This window comes from Paenibacillus sp. J23TS9, from assembly GCF_018403225.1.
Taxonomy (GTDB): domain Bacteria; phylum Bacillota; class Bacilli; order Paenibacillales; family Paenibacillaceae; genus Paenibacillus_AQ.
Genome location: NZ_BOSG01000001.1, coordinates 1,789,545 through 1,807,308, shown reverse-complemented (window position 1 = coordinate 1,807,308; position 17,764 = coordinate 1,789,545). Strand labels below are relative to the sequence as shown.

The window sequence follows — 17,764 nt, the reverse complement described above, 5'->3', positions numbered from 1 at the left end:
ACAACTAGCACTAAACAATATAGGAAATGGCCGGAATCACTATGGAGACCGGTCATTTTTGTGTCCTTGAACAAGAAAACGAATTCGCTATAATGGATACAGTGATTAGGAAAGGAATGCAGTCATGAATAAATTCATCGTCATTGGATCGGGAATCCTTGGGGCTTCAACGGCATACCAGCTAGCAAACATGGGAGCAGAGGTCCTTATTATAGATCGTAAAGATAAAGGACAGGCGACAGATGCCGCTGCCGGCATTATCTGTCCGTGGATATCACAAAGACGCAATCAGGCATGGTATCGGCTGGCGAAGGCTGGCGCATGTTTTTACCCGGGACTGATTGAAGACCTTAAAAGCGAAGGGGAAACAGAAACAGGCTATGCTCAGGTTGGGGCACTTAGTATTCATCAGGATTTGGAGAAAATCAGCAAGATGGAGGAGCGGGCATACAAGAGAAGAGCGGAAGCACCTGAAATGGGCGATATTACCAGGCTTAATGAGAATGAAACCCGTGAGCTGTTTCCTCTGTTAGAAGAAGGTTACCAATCTGTTCGAATTAGCGGCGCCGCCCGAATTGATGGTCGCGCACTGCGCGATGCGTTGATCCGTTCAGCACAAAGAAAGGGTGCCACTGTTATAGACGGTGATGCATCTCTTGAGTATCAGTCGAGCCGCGTAACAGGAGTCACTGTCGGTACAAATAGCTACTCGGCAGACAAAACCATTGTTTGTGCGGGGGCTTGGGCAGGTCAACTGCTGCAGCCATTGGGCATTCATTTTGACATCCGTTTTCAAAAGGCACAAATCATGCATTTACTGGTTCATGATAGACAAGACACAGGGAATTGGCCTGTAATCATGCCGCCTTCCGACCAATATATCCTTGCTTTCGATCAACAAAAGATCGTTATAGGTGCGACTCATGAGAACGAAATCGAAGGCTACGATACAAGGATCACAGCGGGAGGAATGCAGGAAATTCTGAACAAGGGGTTAGCTTTGGCACCTGGTTTAGCTAATAGTACTTTTCAGGAGGTACGAGTTGGTTTCCGTCCTTTCACACCAGGCTTTCTTCCGGTCATAGGCGCTGTCCCTGGCTGGGATGGTCTTTTGGCGGCTAATGGTCTCGGGGCTTCCGGATTGACGATGGGCCCATTTATTGGTAATCAGCTGGCCAAACTGGCACTGGGAAAGGCATTGGATATCGATATCCATGATTATGACATTCGCAAAGCAATGGAGGAGAGTTAATCATACCCTATGTATATCTAATTTTAAACGATCTGAAGATATGCGTACTAAATCCGAAAGGAAGAGGAGTTTTAAGTCGAGGCGGCGGTGTAGAATAAAACGGATAAAATAGATGCGATTAAAGCGGTTTATATTGAGATGCACCAGGCGAGTGCTCTCAGAATGATTTCCGTATGAACACAGCGCGGAGTAGAAAAAGCCGGAAGGGAGCAGCAATCATGGAGATTCGAATATTTCAAGCCTTATGGGGACTGGAAGGCAGTTATGCCGAGCTGATGAAACGCGCATCCGAGGAAAAATACGCGGGGATTGAGGCGCCTTTGCCTCCGATTGGGGAGGAAGAAGCTTTCAAGGAGCTGCTGGAGGTAAATAATCTCGATTATATTGCGCAGATTGTAACCTCCCAAGACCATGCAGCCTCGTTTGTTGCCCAACTGGAGCGTGCAGTGGCATTCGAGCCTCTGCTTGTGGTTTCGCATAGCGCCAAGGATGCGATGCCAATAAAGGATCAGATTGATTTCTTCAAAGTGGCACTGGAAGCTGAGCGTCATGCGGGTATTCCGGTCGGGCATGAAACTCATCGTTCACGTGCAATGTTTACTCCTTGGGCTACTGCAGCCCTGCTGAGAGAACTGCCCGATCTAAGAATTACGGCCGATTTCAGCCACTGGTGCTGTGTAACGGAATCCATGTTGGAGGACTACCAGGATGACTTGAGTCTGGCAGCAGAGCGTACAATTCATATTCATGCCCGTATTGGTCACGCGCAAGGACCGCAGATCCCGCATCCTGCTGCGAATGAATACGACTATGAGCGTAATGCCTTCAAGCAATGGTGGGGAGATATTCTGAGGCAGCGGAGTCAAAACGGAGCGGCTTATGCTACAGTAACGCCTGAATTCGGTCCGCCAGGGTATATGCCGACGCTCCCGTTTACCCGTCAGCCGGTAGCAGATTTGCGTGAAGTGAATGCTTGGATGGCGAATTGGTTCAGGGAAAACTATTGAGGGATGCTACTTACATAGATTCTGTAGAAGAAGTCTATCCATAGGATAGACTTCTTCTTGTCTTTTAGAGTAGGTGACCGTTCTCATCGCAATAAATCAGGTGACCTGCCGCAAGCCTAGCATTATCAATAGCGAACGAGTCAGTCTTGCTCTTTCAACCATTTAAGGGCATCATCGCTTTCCAACCTAATTGGTTTCTCTTCTGTCCCAACAAAAATATATTGGGCAGACACTTCATCAATTCCTTTTGCACCTTTGAAGTTAGTTCCGTAGAGTAGGGCTCCATCAAGTGATGCACTTGTTAAATCAACGCCAGAAAAATTTGTGTGGCTTAAATTTGCTCTTCGAAAGGAAGTTCGACGCAAATCCGATCCAGATAAGTCAGCATAGCTAAGATCTGCATTATCAAATGACGCCTTGATACCTGTGCATTTTTTCAAAATCGAATGTTTTAATGACGCGAAATCAAATACAGTTTTACTCAGTATACTTTCCGAGAAATCTGTTTCATCAAACGAGGTGCTTAAAAAATAGCAATCACTCATGTCATTATTTGATAAGATTGAATTGTTTACATTGGATTCTACAATTAATGAACAACTTAGATTCATGCCAGTAATGTCTAATTTGCTCATATCTACTTTTTCAATTTCTAATTTCTCACCCGTTTCACCATCTGAATCTGCCCACTGGCTATGTTTTAAAAATATGTTTTCAGTATCCATGGAATTACTTCCTCTCAGATATTTTTATTATGGCCACCACAATATTTTATCACTTAAGCCTAATTCCTTAACTGCCTCGCCTACTTCTTTGATATGTTCCGGGAACATTTTTGTGGTGTCTATGATTACATTTTCACCTTTTGAAAGAGATTCTTCTATATCAGAAATTGCTTTTTCAAGTGAGTACCCTTTTGGTGCAAATTTAGAATACCATCCTTTTACGTCCCATTTTACACCTGCAGCATCAATAAACTCTGCACCGGCGGGATTGGGATCCCGGACTATAGGACCAGGTAAATCGCCTCTTGCCTCTAACTCCAAGCCTGCCTGTCTCTCGATCCTTGATTTTTCATTAATTTTAAAATTTTTGGCTGGATCTTTAGCTAAACTCTCAAACTCTTCTGGTGGTCTATTAAAGTATTTTCCTTCATCCCCATACTTGTTCATTAAGTCTTTGTAATAGTCTGGAGCTGTTTCCCTAATTTTGTCCAATTCAGCTTTGGACATCTGCGGAGGTTTCGACTTAACAGGGACGTCGATATCCGGCTTCCGGGAACCGAGTTTATCCAAGAACTTGCGCAAGTACCGGCGTCCTTTCTTGCCAACCCATTTGAGCACTCTGCCGAATGGGATTCGGCTCAGTGCAACAGCGATAGCTATGGAAAGCAATCTACCGGGACTCAGAAGCTTCTTCGGATCGCGGATATAACCGGCAATCTCATGTCCGCTCCCGGCGATTCCCGCCCCCGTTATCGCGAAGCCTAAAGCTGGCATGAATCCGACGAACAGCATAGATAAGGCAATGGCTCCGAGCATAATTGCGGCCTGTTCATACCAGTCCAGCCGATCCCACCAATTTTGCAGCGAATCGAACATGCAGGCGAAACATGCCGGAGCTCCTCCTCCCGTATGAGTCCCGATACCTGCGATTATAGAGGCCACGAGCAGAATCACAGCAAGTCCGGTTAGCGCCTGGTAAAGAGTCTTTACCCGAGACTGGACAGACTCCTGTCTACTGTCCGCTTCTTCATTTCCATAAAGTAAATGAAATCCAAGCTCCCTGCGTTCCCGGTAAAAGCCGAGCCAATATATGAATTTTCCCCGGTCCAGACATAAAGAGCGGGTCATATTCCACAGCTCGGTAAACGGATTAAGCAGCGGCTCGTTAGGCAGCGCCGGAAGACGGTTTCGTATTTTGTTCAGCGACCAGTAATCAGCAAAAAGCGATGCGGTCAGCATCAACAGGAAGACCGGCTGAGTTTTATAGCCGCTGCCCGTCCAATCATGAAGCCGGAACACCCAATTCGGCAGCTGGTGCTGACCGTTATATGCCGCGTGATCCAGAATGGACCACAGCAAAATGATTGCCGGGAACAGAAAAACCCATTTCGTCAGTTTTGTCCACAGCCGATAGGCAATTCCGCACGCAAGCGCGATCATAGCGGTATGTACGGGATGACCAACGGTCATTAACGTTGGAAACACACTTTCTTCAAAACGCCCGGGAAACAGCGAGAACAAGTCCCAATGAATCGTTTCGCCGCCCAGCCATGTAAAGCTGTAGCCGAACTTTTCCTCCAGAGCGCCGAAACTTTGCCACCTACGGGAGAGCTCTTCCATCAGTTGGAAGCCGACGCCGGTCGCCGCTCCGATGAGCGTGTAATCGCTTAAACTCAAGGCGGAAGCTCGACGGGAAAACAACAGAAATATGCCTAACGGAAGGAGCTTCCACAGTTCTTCGAAAATTGGCGTGATCACGGCCATGGACCAAGTATCGGATGGTTTTCCTCCAAAAATCACGTGGAGAGCATTGACCGTAAGCGTTGTGAACGGAACGACAAGAAAAACGCCTGCCAGAACGAACAGAACGATCTGCTTCCATGGCATCGTTTTGCTTCGACAGAGAAACCAAAATTGCAGCAGCACATAAAACGACCATAAATATTGAACCATCATGGTACGGGAATCTTTAACGAAGAACAAGCTTAAAGCAAACATGATTAGCGACGACCAGGACAAAAGCGTATACGCCGTTTTAATAAACGGATATTTCTCAATCCATAATTGGCAGGTTCGATAGATGGCCTCAAGGAAATCACGAATTCCGGTCCGAATAGTCCAGATCGCATTCACTAGATGTCGCCTCCTTTGAAAACCGATTTCATACAAGCAGGATATCTCTCTTGACGATAGTTCGGCCATGAATAAAAAATGAATTCATCAAAACCATGGTTTCCGATCGACGGGGCGGAGGTTAAATTATAAGTATCTCCTGCAACATGTACCTGTCTTATTTCGCTCAGAATACTAGTAGTATAGACATTATTGTAAAATCTGGCAAAAGGCGTAAGTCTCAAATCTTACTGAATTATGTCGATTAAAAATCCGGAAAAATAGGTATTCACAGACTGTCTCATTTACCTTCATGAACGAATAAAGTAATCTGGTTTGCCATGTAATTAGGCCTATATGGTTTTTTATACTGGAATTAGTTTGTAGGATTATCTCGGTATCCTAAGACATTTCATCTCGGTGTCATTCAGGAGAGCGAAGAGCGGGGGAGTGCCATTTCTAGCAAGTTTCAGTGTACGCGGTTCGAATTTTCCATCAGGCGAATTCGAAGGCTGAAAGCCGGGAGATGCGGAACCCGTTCCCGGCTTTCTTTTAGATTTCAAATCAAACTATGTTACAGGTACACAAATTTCACAATAATCATTGTGAATCATATCACCAATGTATCTTTCAAAAATCGGTTTGTTGTCAATTTGATATCCATGGTTTTGTAATGCTGGGATGATTTCAGTCCATGCTCTTTGAATATCTTCAGCTGTATGTTTGACTTTGAACGTGACATATTTCCCACCGGAAAGTTCATTCTCGCAAATGGAGTTATTAATTTGATAATCGTTTGAAATGACGATACAAGCGTCATATCGGCAGATTTCAGGAAGTGTTGTTTCCGGGTTATCTTGCGGAATTCCGAGCAGTATTGACGATTCAGTAAGCAAATTTCTTTCCTCAGCCCATTTTTTTAATTTATCCATTGCTTGAATGTTTCCAGGACCATAGGGACCAACTTGTCGTACATACGCGATGCGAAATGCAGGAAGAGATTCGACTTTAATATTCATATTTTCTAATTCCTTTCTGTTTTAGATGTGCTACATTTCGAATGCTATCATGATATAAAAATATATACATTTGTTTTTTTCGGGAGAGATGCAGAATGAAATATGACCAGGCGACCGGCTATGCGCTTCAGGCGATGCTCTATCTGACAACGGCAGCATCTGGTAAGCCAGTTGGTGTGCAACTGCTGGCTGAAATACTGGGCGTTTCCCAGACCGGAAAGATGCATATGATCAGAATCCGGCTATAGGAAACTGCCGTTCTTTAGCAAGGATGGATTTGTGATGCGCCATGATTTGATCTAGGATCATTGCAATTTGGATTCAACAGATTGTGAATTTCGATTTTGTATCACTTCTTGAAAGAGCAAATTGGGATCTTCTCCTTGCTTCAGTCCAAGTAATTTCTCCAAATCCCCAATAGTTAGTGGTTTAGCATGATGCATCAATTCATAACCCAATTGACCGTTAGATTCCAGTGTCGCATTCTTAACGTCTGCTATATTGGATATTCCTTTTTCCCGCAGTTTCATCTCCAGCTGATCCACAGTCATTCTTAAAGAACGTAAATTTTCCTGAACAATATGCCCATTCTCCACGACGATTTTAGAGGTTCCAGACACAATCTTTTCAAACCAGTTAAACTTAACCTGTAAATACTCAATAATGAACAAGGTCGCAATAAAAATAGCGGCAGAACCCACAGCCTTATATATACTGTGATTGGCTATAGGCTGAACGATGGTAGTACCGATCGAAATGATGATAACCGTTGTAACCACGCTCATTTGTGCGATGGATTTTCTCCCGGCAATTCTCAAAAGAACCATTGCAGCAATAATCAAAAAAAATGAATCCCAAATCCAAGAAAAATCCAAAGGAACCCCTCCATATGAAAATATTTCAAAATTAGAGTGTTCACATTCCCAGAAATATATTCCTTTTGATAAGTTTTCAGATTATATGGGATGGAGCCAACTGAGTTTCGGCGCGACCAGAATTCAGCACGGCTACCCAGTTATCCCTAATCATTCCTCCATGTTCCCGATAGGTACTAATCAATATAAGGCAACATCAATGAGTTCTTGCATTGGGTTTGTCATGCCAGCTAGAAAGTACATCCTTTCAATACAGAGGAGTTAGTTTCTATTCGAAAGTTCGCCGGAGAAAGTCTTGACTATTCGATTCTACAACAATTCAAAAAAAAGCTGACGCCGATAATGTACCAGCGCCAGCCTGCTGACTAGAGTGTATTGGGTTTGCTACAGATTCCAGATACGGTACAGAATCACTGCCGCTTCTGCACGGGTGAGCAAATCTTTCGGCGCGATTTTGCCATTCATGCCGTTTACAACTCCGTATTTCATCAGTGCACCCGCGCTGACTTTGGCGTAACCGGAAATGCTCGCCGCATCGGGATAAGCATCTAAACTTACGTTATCTTCAACTTGTTTACCGACAACCGCTAACGAGCGTGCAGTTAGCACCATCATATCTTGACGGGAGATATTACTACCGGGCTTGAACGTATTGTCCTCAAAGCCAGCCGCGATTCCGAGTGAATTGGCGATAGCAAGTTCGTTACTATAATATGCGGATGGTTCGACATCACTGAACATTGCTTCATTATTGACTGTACCTTTTAATTCAAGGGTTCTGACAAGAAGCGATATAAAGTCGGCTCTTGTGATGGATGCTTCTGGTGAAAAGCTGCTCTCGGCTGTTCCTTTGATGATATCGCGGGCTGCCATGGCATCAATGGCTTGTTTTGCCCAAGGGACGTTTTGCAGATCGCTAAACGTCTTGGATACATAGGCTACTGCAAAAGTACTAAAATGGGTCGTTTGGAAAACAACCGTTCCGGTTGCCGCATTATACCGACCATTCGGAACAGGGATCACGCTGCCTTTACTATCAATGAACCATACTACGATGTGGTCCGGATGGCTAAGCTCATCCGCTGTCAGCGTGTAAGGGATAGTTACTGTTATAGGCGCATTTGGGTTATTCCAGGCAATGATGCTGTCGCCTGCTACGATGTTCAGATTGATAACCGGATGGCTGCCGATCCTTTCGCGGGCAGCTGCATCCAAATGGTCCGTGGAGGCAGTGCCAATGCGGATAGACACCTGCTCAGCGTTTACTGACATATTGGACAGCATGTTGCTTGGAATATGAAGGACCGCGTTTTCTGTCTTCAACACAAGCTCGAAGGTTTCCTGACCTTTCAGACTTTGAGCCGGCAATTGAAATTCATATGATCGTACATCTTTTTGTTTTGTCATTTCAATAACGATTTGTTTCCTGCCGTTTGTTGGAAAGGCTTGCTCCAGCGCCTTTTTCAAGCTGTCGCTGAAAATGGTGCTGACCGCACGACCATTGGAGATCTTTACTCCCGGCTTGATCGTAATCACGCCATCCCCGCTCCCAGAGTTTCCTGCTGTTTGCGGGCTGCTTTCTATAACGCTGTCACTACCATGGCTGTTGCTACTGTCACCATTGTTTCCGTTTCCGCCGTTACCATTGCCGGAGCTGTTGTCATCCGGCTTTGCGGGTTTGCCGGAGAGGGTAAGTACGCCGAAAACGGATGGATCCTGATAGCCATTGCCAGTTGTATCATTCCATGCGGCAGCGCTTTGGCGGGCACCGTCTTTCGCATCATTAACCTGAGCGTCGAAGCCTATTTTCATCTGATTTGTCGGCGTAATCGACTTGAATGGAATCTTCACTTCAACCGTGTAATTTGTTCCCGAAACCTTGGTTGCCGATTTGAAACCTTCTGCGACGCTGGCAGGATTGAATGAAGTCTCGTTGTCAAAGTTTATCCTGTACTGTCCATCGTCATCTTGATAGAACGTGGTTTTCGCGTTGTTTTCGTCCTTAAAGATTTCAACGGAATCTTGTTCCCAAACATTTTCGCTTGATTTGTCGAGCTGAGCATCGCTGACTTGGATTAATACATACAGATTTTGTTCATCCCAGAGCGCTTTAGCCGCTCCGGTCGCGCCTTGCCATGCCATCTGATACCGGTTCATCGGCATGGCAGGAGCTTGGCTCCAAACCTCATCGATTATCCCGTCAATAATAGGAGTACCATACATGGCAGTGGATTGGTTGGCATTTCCCGACTCCGGATGATGTTCTTCCATAAATTTGTCCGGATCAATGACGCCATAGTAAGCCGGTTTGGCTTGCAGGCTTTTATCAAACAACAATGGATTGGAGGAGGCCCTCCAGCTCGTGTTATCATCCATTCCCCAGAAGGTAATGCGGCTGATGTTTGCGGCATGTTCCTTGAAGATATTCATCAATTGGGCGTACAGATAGCCCTGAGCATTGGCAAGCTTCTCGGTGAGTTGGTAGTTGCTTCCAGCCTGAATGTCAAGCTCGCTGATGCTGACTTCCACGCCTAAGGAAATAAACTTCTCCAGGGACAGCTTCACATTTTCCGGGTTTGTATTGACATTATAGTGCCCTTGCATGCCAACACCGTCGATCAGCCGTTTGCCTTGGTGTGTCAGAGCGTACTGATCATTGATTGTTTTAACCATGTTGTAAATGGCCTGGGCTTTATTCTGGTTATCTTCGTTGTAATCATTGTAATAAAGCTTGATATTCCAATCGGGATGATTGTCTAACACTTCTCTTGCGGCCAGGAACGCTTGCTCTACATAATCTGGACCGATGGCATTATACCAGGGGGATTGGCGTAATGACGTTTTCAAATCGGCCGGATTCGACGGATTATCGCTCATCGCTTCATTGACGACATCCCAGGAAATCACCTTGTTGCCGAAGTGCTCCATAACGGTTTGAATATGGGTTCGCAAGTTTTCTAAGGCTTCTTCACGGCTCAAAGATACGGTGTTTCCTTGTGCATTCTGTGTCGTATTCATCCAGGTGGGAGACTGCTGGTGCCATACCAGCACATGTCCATGCATCTGCATGCCTTCAGATAGAACTTTCCCAACCATGGCATCCGCTGCGTTATAAGTAAAGTTGTCTTTCGTCGGCTGCAGCGCATCCGGCTTCATGGCGTTGCCTGCCGTGGCGACATTGTGATGCATTTTCAAAAGCTCAAGCCGAACTCCCTCCAGATCCTCCGCCGAGATGGCGTTTCCGATCAGGAAATCGTTTTGATACACTTTTTTGATGGCAGTCAAATCCTTCTGAATTTCGATTGGGCCCGAGCTTGTTTTTTCAAATCTGATATCATCGATAAAAAAGGAGGCGTTCGCATTATTTGAACTTTCCACATAGACGGTTAAATATTCGCCGCCCACTCTGTTATATCGGTAGGTTCCCTCAAACTGAACCCAATCGTCGCTGGTACTGATTGTTTTGGGAGCTAGAGCCACATAATTAGCACTGCTTCCGGTGCCAACTTGGGTAGATATCTGGATCTGGGAGCTTGCGGGATCGATCAGTTTGATCCACGCCGAAATCTTATACTCGCTGCCTTTGTCCACATATTTCTCCACACGTAATGACGGCCCGTGCCATGTGGCTGTTCTTCCTTCTACTTTTAAAGCGTATGAACCTTCTGCAGTATGATTGGCTTTATTGGTGACGGTCAACGTTTCAGTACCTGATCTGCCTTCGAAGCCGCCATTCGTTTGATCCTCAAAGTTGATCTCAGAGAAAGGTAAGGCCGGGTCTCTAGGTGTTTCTTCACCGCCGCCGTCACCGGAAGCTATTTTCTCGGTAATGAGGATGTCTCCGATGTAGAAGGGAACAGGGGCGCCTGCAGGATTGGATTGAACACGTAGGCGTGTATCGCCCTTGCTGGTATCCAGAGTAAACTCTTTGCTTAAAGTGAATGCTTCCCCGGCTTTAAAATCGGCTCCCGCCAACCAACCGTAGCTTTTGTCAACCGTTTGAAGATACGCTTGTGCTCCAGCGGGTACCTCGACTCCGGCATCCACATAACCGGTCACGTTGATTGTGTACGTTTTCTCGTTTTCCAAGCCCAAATCGGTGAAAGTGAAATCAGCAGCATCATAGTCATGAGTTCTACTGCTTACATATAAAGCTTTTCCATCCTCATTGCCTGAAAAAACCTGGTCGGAGACCTGCGTCAGGCTAGCACCGCCCGATTGAATGGCTGTACCGACCCCGTCAGCAAATGTTTCATGGTAAACTGTTACCGGTTCTTCCAGCTGCGTTGTTTCAGCTTTTACATTCGAAGTGAACCAGCCTGATGGAATAAGCAAAGCCGCTACGATTAAGATGGACATGACTTGTTTGATCCATTTACTCATTCAATGCACTCCCCCTAATAGATTCAATATTAAGCGCTTACATTTACATGAACCTTTTCTCCTTTCCCGCCAAATGATACCATTCAACAAGAAAGCATGTCTTACTCAAAATTAAAGAATATACCGTACTTATTACATATAAAATAATTTTAGTTTCGGTGAAGTAAAGCAGAAGGATTTTGCATGGGATGAGAAGGATGGTTTCTTTTACAGCCATTATTACGGCCGTAACGGACATGACCATATACGTCCGACAATGCTATAATCCGGATAAGCTTTGCTTTGAATACCACTCTTTATTGATAGAATACGATCCGAAAGCGGGGAATCATGAGATGGAATATGTGAAACTCGGGAATACAGGCTTGGATGTGTCTCGCCTTTGTTTGGGCTGCATGGGTTTTGGCGTGGCAGACCGGTGGATTCACCCATGGGTTCTCGATGAAGAGCGCAGTCGTCCCATTATAAAAAACGCACTTGATAGGGGCATCAATTTTTTTGATACGGCCAATGTGTATTCCGACGGAACCAGCGAAGAAATTGTGGGAAGAGCGTTAAAGGATTATGCCAACCGGGATGAAATCGTCCTTGCGACGAAAGTTCATTTTCGTATGCATCCAGGTCCTAATGGCGCCGGACTTTCCCGTAAAGCCATCATGAGTGAAATCGATAAAAGTCTGAAGAGATTGGGAACAGATTATGTGGATCTGTATCAGATTCACCGGTGGGATTACAATACGCCGATCGAAGAGACGATGGAAGCCCTGCATGATGTGGTAAAGGCAGGTAAAGCAAGATATATAGGCGCTTCTGCCATGTATTCGTGGCAATTCCTGAAAGCACTGCATGTAGCTGAGAAGAATGGCTGGACCCGTTTTATATCTATGCAAAACCATCTAAACCTCATCTATCGTGAAGAGGAGAGGGAAATGCTTCCTCTTTGTAGAGAAGAAAAAATTGGTGTCATTCCATATAGCCCGCTCGCTTCAGGAAGATTAACGCGTGACTGGGCAGAAACAACGCATCGTTCCGAAACCGACCAAGTTCAGAAATCAAAATATGATGCTACAGCGAATGCCGATCGGTTAGTTGTGAAACAGGTAGCGGACATCGCAGAGAAGCGGGGCGTTCCTCGTGTTCAAATCGCACTAGCCTGGCTGCTGCAGAAAAATCCGGTAACAGCTCCCATCATCGGTGCAACAAAAATATCCCATCTTGAAGACGCAGCAGCTGCTCTTTCGATTCAATTGACTGTAGAAGAGATGAGGTCTTTAGAAGCGCCGTATGTTCCTCATCCGATTATAGGATTTGAGTAATTAAAAAGAAGGGGGCGATTGCGGAAATTGCAGCAGTAAAAGACGCTACACCGGCAAAAATTGCCCTCGCATGGGTTCTTGCCCAGAAGTCATGGATCGTAGAACGGAGCTCACTCAAAAATAGTGAATAATTATCGGTCTATCATGCCTTATGCTGCTCCATTTTTTTATGGGGCAGCTCTTTTTAACTTAAAATTCGTTTCGTGCCTGCAAATCGCCATGCAGCAGCAACTTCCATAGACAAATATACGTTTAACATAATAATGAATGAAGAATGTATGTGTTAAAGCAGCTGCCGGTGCAGGGGATCCATTGGAATCCCTAAGCGAGGAGGATTGGATCATGGCAAGGAATCATAAATATTCTTACCGTATAATTATCACTGTCATTGCAGTTGCTGTTGCGTTAGGGATAGCGTTCGTTTTTTTACCTAAAAGCTCTTCAACGAACGACATCTTTTTAATCCCCGAAGGTTATGAAGGCGATATCCAAGTGAATTATAACGTTGCAGGTGCTCCTAAGCTTGAAAAGGAAGGGAAGTTTGATGTGATTCCGCTTCGCGCCAATGGAACCTATGATACTTCGACACCGGATATGGAATACGGATTGGTAACAGACCAATATTATTATGTGGATCAGAACGGACGAAGAACGCCAATTGATCATAGTTGTATCCATGTTAAAGGAAACGGTACGTCTGAGGTTGGTTCGATCATTACAAGACATCAGTATCTGAAAGTCACACGAACGAAGTGCGGTGAACAATTTCAATCTTGGGGAAGTTGACTGAACAGTGGGAGGGTGTTTATGGAAGTACAACATACGATTAACAGGATTGTTGACAATTTAAAACCAATAAATGGTGTGAGGGCTTTGGTCCTTGGCGGATCAAGAGCCAGAGGAAGTCATAATATCCATTCAGATATTGATATTGGCATATATTACGATTCCGGTATTGGATTAGATATTTCCGGGATTCAACATGTCGCCACAATCATAGATGATGCTAGTAAAGATAACTTAGTTACGCCAATCGATGGCTGGGGACCATGGATTAATGGTGGCGGTTGGCTGAGTGTTAATCAGTATCCTGTCGATATTCTATATCGTGATCTCAATAAAGTTTCAACAGTCATGGAGCAGTGTCTTTCAGGAGAAATTACAATTGACTATCAGCCTGGGCATCCGCACGGATTTATCAACTCGATTTATTTCTCGGAAATAGCATTGTGCAAAATACTATGGGATCCTTCCGGTATTATTGGAGAATTGAAAACTAGAACGATTCCATATCCACCCGAGTTTAAAAAAGCAATCATTGAAAAGTTTCTTTGGGAGGCTACTTTTGCACTTGATACAGGAAGAAAAGGTATTTATAAAACAGATGTAGCGTATATTGCAGGATGCTGTTTCCGATCATTATCCTGCTTGAATCAGGTTTTATTCGCTCTTAACGAATGTTACTGGATGAATGAAAAAGGAGCTGTTGCCATTGCCGATTCATTTTGCGTGGCTCCTAGGCAGTACATCAATAAAGTAAATGCTATACTAGGCTTAGTGACTAATGATCGGAATCATTTGGAAGGGTCTTTAAGTTTGCTGCGTGATCTGATTCTCGAAACAGAGAGCCTTATGTAATACGGAACTTACTGTCGAGAGACAAGAGCATATACGCTTAAAAGTTCGCGGAAATCGCGGATTTTTTATTTTATGGATATACGTTCTTATCCTGGGCATGCGACAAAAGTTTATATACATAGCTACGGATTCTAAGAACTTTTAATAGATAAACAATGAAATGTATGGAGGATTAATGATGGCAAACATATTGGTAGTTGAAGATGAAAAACCGATTAGCGACTTGATTACAATGAATTTAAAGCTTGTGGGGCATCAGTTTTTTAAAGCTTTCAATGGGGTGGAGATGCAGACAATTCTGGAACAGGAGAAGGTTGATCTCATTTTGCTCGACGTTATGCTGCCCGGTTTGGACGGTTTTGAGCTCATGAGACGCAATCGGCATTTAAATGTTCCGGTTATTTTTATTACCGCTAAAGATTCATTATATGACCGCATTACTGGGTTTGAACTCGGCGCGGATGATTATATTATTAAGCCTTTCGAAATTTTAGAGCTGCTTGCGCGCATAAATGTGGTTTTACGTCGGAACGCACAGGAACATGACGGATTTATTGCGGAAGGGGTTGATGTCCGTTTGGCGGCACGGAAGATTTATAAGAACGGACAACTTGTCGAATTAACTGCAAGAGAGTTTGAACTGTTGGAGGTTTTGATTCAGAACAGAAATATCGCGTTGTCCAGGGACAAGCTGTTGGAGCTTGCCTGGGGATATGAATTTGAAGGCGATACCCGCACCGTGGACGTACATATCAGGCAGCTTCGCAAAAAACTAGGGTGGGAAGAACGCATAAAAACGATTTATAAGCTTGGTTACCGTCTAGAATCGGAGGGATGAGGCATGCGATTTTGGCAGAAATCACTACTGGTCGTGCTTCTCTTGTTCATTCTTACCCTTGATGTAAGCGTAATGATGATCATGAAAAAAAGTTGGCAGCTTAATATGGAAAGAGAGATTCAAAGGGCATCCAGTGAGCAGGCATTAATTGCCAACAACATCTATGAAAATTTGAATTCAATCAAATCCCGGGGGATGTCCATTCATGATACCGTATTATTTGATGTTGCACGCTCTTATGCAGATTATTATCGGCAGCAGGGAATCACTTTACAATTATGGGATCAGGGGCAGTTTAGTGTATAGTGACGATTCTGCTACGAAGGACATGCCCGTAATACCAAATGAACAAGCAGATGAAGAAACGGCACGCGAAGTTATCATTACCAAAGAGCTGCCAGCTCCTTACAATCACCTCCTGCTGACATACCGGCGGGATATCGGGGAGTTGTATGCCAAACAAGCCGAATTGAATCGTTATTTTATTTATATCAATTTTATCGCCAGTCCAATTCTTATTATTTTGCTGTATATCCTGATCCGACAGTTAACCAAACCTTTGCGGTTATTATCTAATACGACCAAAAATATCGCAGAAGGAAATTATGGTGAACGGGTAACTTTAAAGAATAACGATGAATTTGGTGAATTGGCGCAAAATTATAACCGTATGGCCGAAGCCGTGGAACTTCATGTAACCGAGCTTTCTGCTATGGCTGAGGCAAAGCAAAGAATTGTCGATAACCTGGCTCACGAATTGAGAACCCCTCTGACAAGTATGCAGGGTTTCGCCCAATATTTGAATTCCGCAAACATCGGTGAAGAAGAACGAATGACGGCCAGCGGTTATATCTGGAGCGAAACATTGCGCTTGAAAAATCTGGTCTTTAAGCTGCTGGATCTCTCCATCCTAAGTCACCAGCCGGTAGAACGTACAGCGGTGTCGGTTGTTGATATATTTGAATCCGTCCGGCGAATGGAACACAATAATTTGGAGATGGCCGGTATTAAACTTGTCCTTCAGGTTGAAATCGACAGCGTATTGGGGGATCGTGATCTACTAGCGTCTTTTCTGATCAATTGCATTGAAAATTCAATTCACGCTTCATCCGAAGGTTCCGAAATCAGACTTCTCGCTTATGAACAGAATTCCACAGCTGTACTGGAGGTGCGCGATTTTGGGAGAGGTATGAGTGCCAAGCAGGTGGAACTAGCGTTTGAGCCATTCTATCGAGTGGACAACGCCCGGTCGAGAGAACATGGGGGAGCAGGACTTGGTTTATCTTTATGCCGTCAAATTGCGGAGGCGCATCAGGCGATGCTGTTTCTCGAATCCGAGGAACAGATCGGCACAACCATTCGAATTAATTTACAACTTCATAACAACAACCTTCTAACTCGATAACATTTTTAAATTAAGGTATACATAGGCGGTCAAGCCTACTTAAAAAGTGGAGGTTTTAACTGTGAACAAAAAGAATGTCCTGGCAGCCCTCGCAATAATCGCCGTTTCTGGCGGATTGCTCGCAGCCAGCACGTTTGCTGTCCTGCATTTTGTTCCCACGCCTGTACCTGAACTGCATGGGGATTCTAAGAGGCAAGGGATACCAGCAATGACTTTAGCAAACAGCAAAATACCGATTTTAAAGGTAGAATCGCCAGTTCCGGTAACGACGGTTAAGGAATATCTGGAACAAACGATGACGGACGAGGATATTCAACAAATCTATCATTATTTTGACAACATCAAGGTTGAAGCGGAAGCCAGTAACCGTAAAATGACCGATCAGGAGGCTAAAAGACTGAAGGTATTAAAGGAACAATATATGTATGAAGGTATTCGTCCTCATAAGCCTTTGCCCCTTAAAGAGGGAAACTATAGTTTCTATTTAGACTTGAGTAAAGCAGCTTATGTATATCCTAAGCGGCTTCTGACAGATGAGGAATTATTGCAGTATATTGATTGGTACTCCCGAGTGGATTTTGCTTTGAACAAACGGATCGTCAAGCCCCAGCCCGATACAAAAGATATAAGTGAAGCAGATGCGTTGGCAAAAGCTCATGACAGTGTAACTCGTCTGTTCGATGTCGATGTCTCGAAACTGGAAGTAACCGCATCATACCATAAATTTGGCCCTGGTCAAATTGGAGAATGGGTTGTTCATTTTCAGCCTTACAATGCGGAGAGACTACAAGCAAGCGGAGAAACTTATTTCATGTATGATGTATTCATAGATTCCTTGAGCGGGAATGTGATCGATACCACTCTCTTCAATTCAAACTATAAGAGAACGCCCATCACAGCCCCTATGAAAGAGCAGATCAAACAGGATCACAGCTGGATTGATGCGGCAAGAACCATAGTAAGAGAGAAACAGGGCGAAGCTCGTGTGATCACAAAGACGTCATTCATTGAGGATGTCAAATATGATCAACGCGGCGTTGTAGCCATATCCATCAGCTTAGAAGACGGTAACGCATATATAGCAGAATTGCGATATCCCGAAAAAACGTTACGATGTCTTATATATGAACCGGCTCCAAAGAAGAAATAGTCATAGGATATGTTTTATATAAAACAGAAAAATGTTCCATGTGA

At 44.4% G+C, this 17,764-nt stretch carries 15 protein-coding genes; 10 read left to right on the top strand and 5 right to left on the bottom strand.

Translation table 11 applies throughout. The features are described 5' to 3' along the window. The first annotated feature begins 124 nt into the window (after window positions 1–124). Both KJS65_RS08585 and KJS65_RS08580 read left to right on the top strand, forming a co-directional pair. Window positions 125–1,252, top strand: coding sequence for an NAD(P)/FAD-dependent oxidoreductase (locus tag KJS65_RS08585; protein WP_213649449.1), 1,128 nt, complete (start codon window positions 125–127; stop codon window positions 1,250–1,252). A 218-nt stretch (window positions 1,253–1,470) separates the two neighbouring features. Beyond that, complete coding sequence (locus KJS65_RS08580; RefSeq protein WP_213649448.1) at window positions 1,471–2,259, top strand: sugar phosphate isomerase/epimerase family protein; 789 nt, start codon at window positions 1,471–1,473, stop codon at window positions 2,257–2,259. A gap of 140 nt (window positions 2,260–2,399) precedes the next feature. Here the strand turns inward: KJS65_RS08580 and KJS65_RS08575 are convergent, their stop codons facing one another. From KJS65_RS08575 to KJS65_RS08565, 3 genes are all read right to left on the bottom strand, one after another. Then, entirely contained in the window at window positions 2,400–2,984 is a 585-nt protein-coding gene (locus KJS65_RS08575; RefSeq protein ID WP_213649447.1) for a pentapeptide repeat-containing protein, read from the bottom strand. Window positions 2,985–3,011: 27 nt separating this feature from the next. After that, window positions 3,012–5,117, bottom strand: a complete 2,106-nt coding sequence (locus tag KJS65_RS08570) for a PrsW family glutamic-type intramembrane protease (RefSeq protein ID WP_213649446.1) — start codon at window positions 5,115–5,117, stop codon at window positions 3,012–3,014. Between the two features lie 548 nt (window positions 5,118–5,665). Then, window positions 5,666–6,115 (bottom strand): AraC family transcriptional regulator, encoded by a 450-nt coding sequence (locus KJS65_RS08565; protein ID WP_213649445.1) that lies wholly within the window; start codon window positions 6,113–6,115, stop codon window positions 5,666–5,668. Between the two features lie 95 nt (window positions 6,116–6,210). Between KJS65_RS08565 and KJS65_RS08560 the strand changes: the two genes are divergently transcribed. Then, entirely contained in the window at window positions 6,211–6,363 is a 153-nt protein-coding gene (locus tag KJS65_RS08560) for an Rrf2 family transcriptional regulator (protein WP_213649444.1), read from the top strand. Between the two features lie 57 nt (window positions 6,364–6,420). Here KJS65_RS08560 and KJS65_RS08555 read toward each other — a convergent pair whose 3' ends face one another. Further along, the gene (locus tag KJS65_RS08555) at window positions 6,421–6,990 is read right to left on the bottom strand and encodes a DUF421 domain-containing protein (RefSeq protein ID WP_244864441.1); all 570 of its coding nucleotides are present in this window, start codon (window positions 6,988–6,990) and stop codon (window positions 6,421–6,423) included. Window positions 6,991–7,374: 384 nt separating this feature from the next. Continuing rightward, window positions 7,375–11,373, bottom strand: a complete 3,999-nt coding sequence (locus KJS65_RS08550) for a glycoside hydrolase family 10 protein (protein WP_213649443.1) — start codon at window positions 11,371–11,373, stop codon at window positions 7,375–7,377. Window positions 11,374–11,708: 335 nt separating this feature from the next. On the opposite strand from KJS65_RS08550, the gene KJS65_RS08545 reads away from it, so the two are divergent. From KJS65_RS08545 to KJS65_RS08520, 7 genes are all read left to right on the top strand, one after another. Next, window positions 11,709–12,689 carry an aldo/keto reductase gene (locus KJS65_RS08545; protein ID WP_213650704.1) on the top strand — a complete coding sequence of 327 codons (981 nt, stop codon included), beginning with the start codon at window positions 11,709–11,711 and terminating at the stop codon, window positions 12,687–12,689. A 342-nt stretch (window positions 12,690–13,031) separates the two neighbouring features. Continuing rightward, a complete protein-coding gene (locus KJS65_RS08540; protein WP_213649442.1) occupies window positions 13,032–13,475 on the top strand; it encodes a DUF6843 domain-containing protein in 444 nt (147 codons plus the stop codon). Window positions 13,476–13,496: 21 nt separating this feature from the next. Then, window positions 13,497–14,327, top strand: a complete 831-nt coding sequence (locus tag KJS65_RS08535; RefSeq protein WP_213649441.1) for a nucleotidyltransferase domain-containing protein — start codon at window positions 13,497–13,499, stop codon at window positions 14,325–14,327. 175 nt (window positions 14,328–14,502) lie between these two features. Beyond that, the gene (locus KJS65_RS08530) at window positions 14,503–15,165 is read left to right on the top strand and encodes a response regulator transcription factor (protein ID WP_306432964.1); all 663 of its coding nucleotides are present in this window, start codon (window positions 14,503–14,505) and stop codon (window positions 15,163–15,165) included. Between the two features lie 3 nt (window positions 15,166–15,168). Continuing rightward, window positions 15,169–15,471 carry a hypothetical protein gene (locus KJS65_RS29815; RefSeq protein ID WP_244864440.1) on the top strand — a complete coding sequence of 101 codons (303 nt, stop codon included), beginning with the start codon at window positions 15,169–15,171 and terminating at the stop codon, window positions 15,469–15,471. Then, window positions 15,464–16,570 carry a sensor histidine kinase gene (locus KJS65_RS08525; RefSeq protein WP_244864439.1) on the top strand — a complete coding sequence of 369 codons (1,107 nt, stop codon included), beginning with the start codon at window positions 15,464–15,466 and terminating at the stop codon, window positions 16,568–16,570. The genes KJS65_RS29815 and KJS65_RS08525 overlap by 8 nt, the downstream gene beginning before the upstream one ends. Window positions 16,571–16,631: 61 nt before the next feature. Beyond that, window positions 16,632–17,720, top strand: coding sequence for a hypothetical protein (locus tag KJS65_RS08520; RefSeq protein ID WP_213649440.1), 1,089 nt, complete (start codon window positions 16,632–16,634; stop codon window positions 17,718–17,720). Window positions 17,721–17,764: the final 44 nt, after the last annotated feature.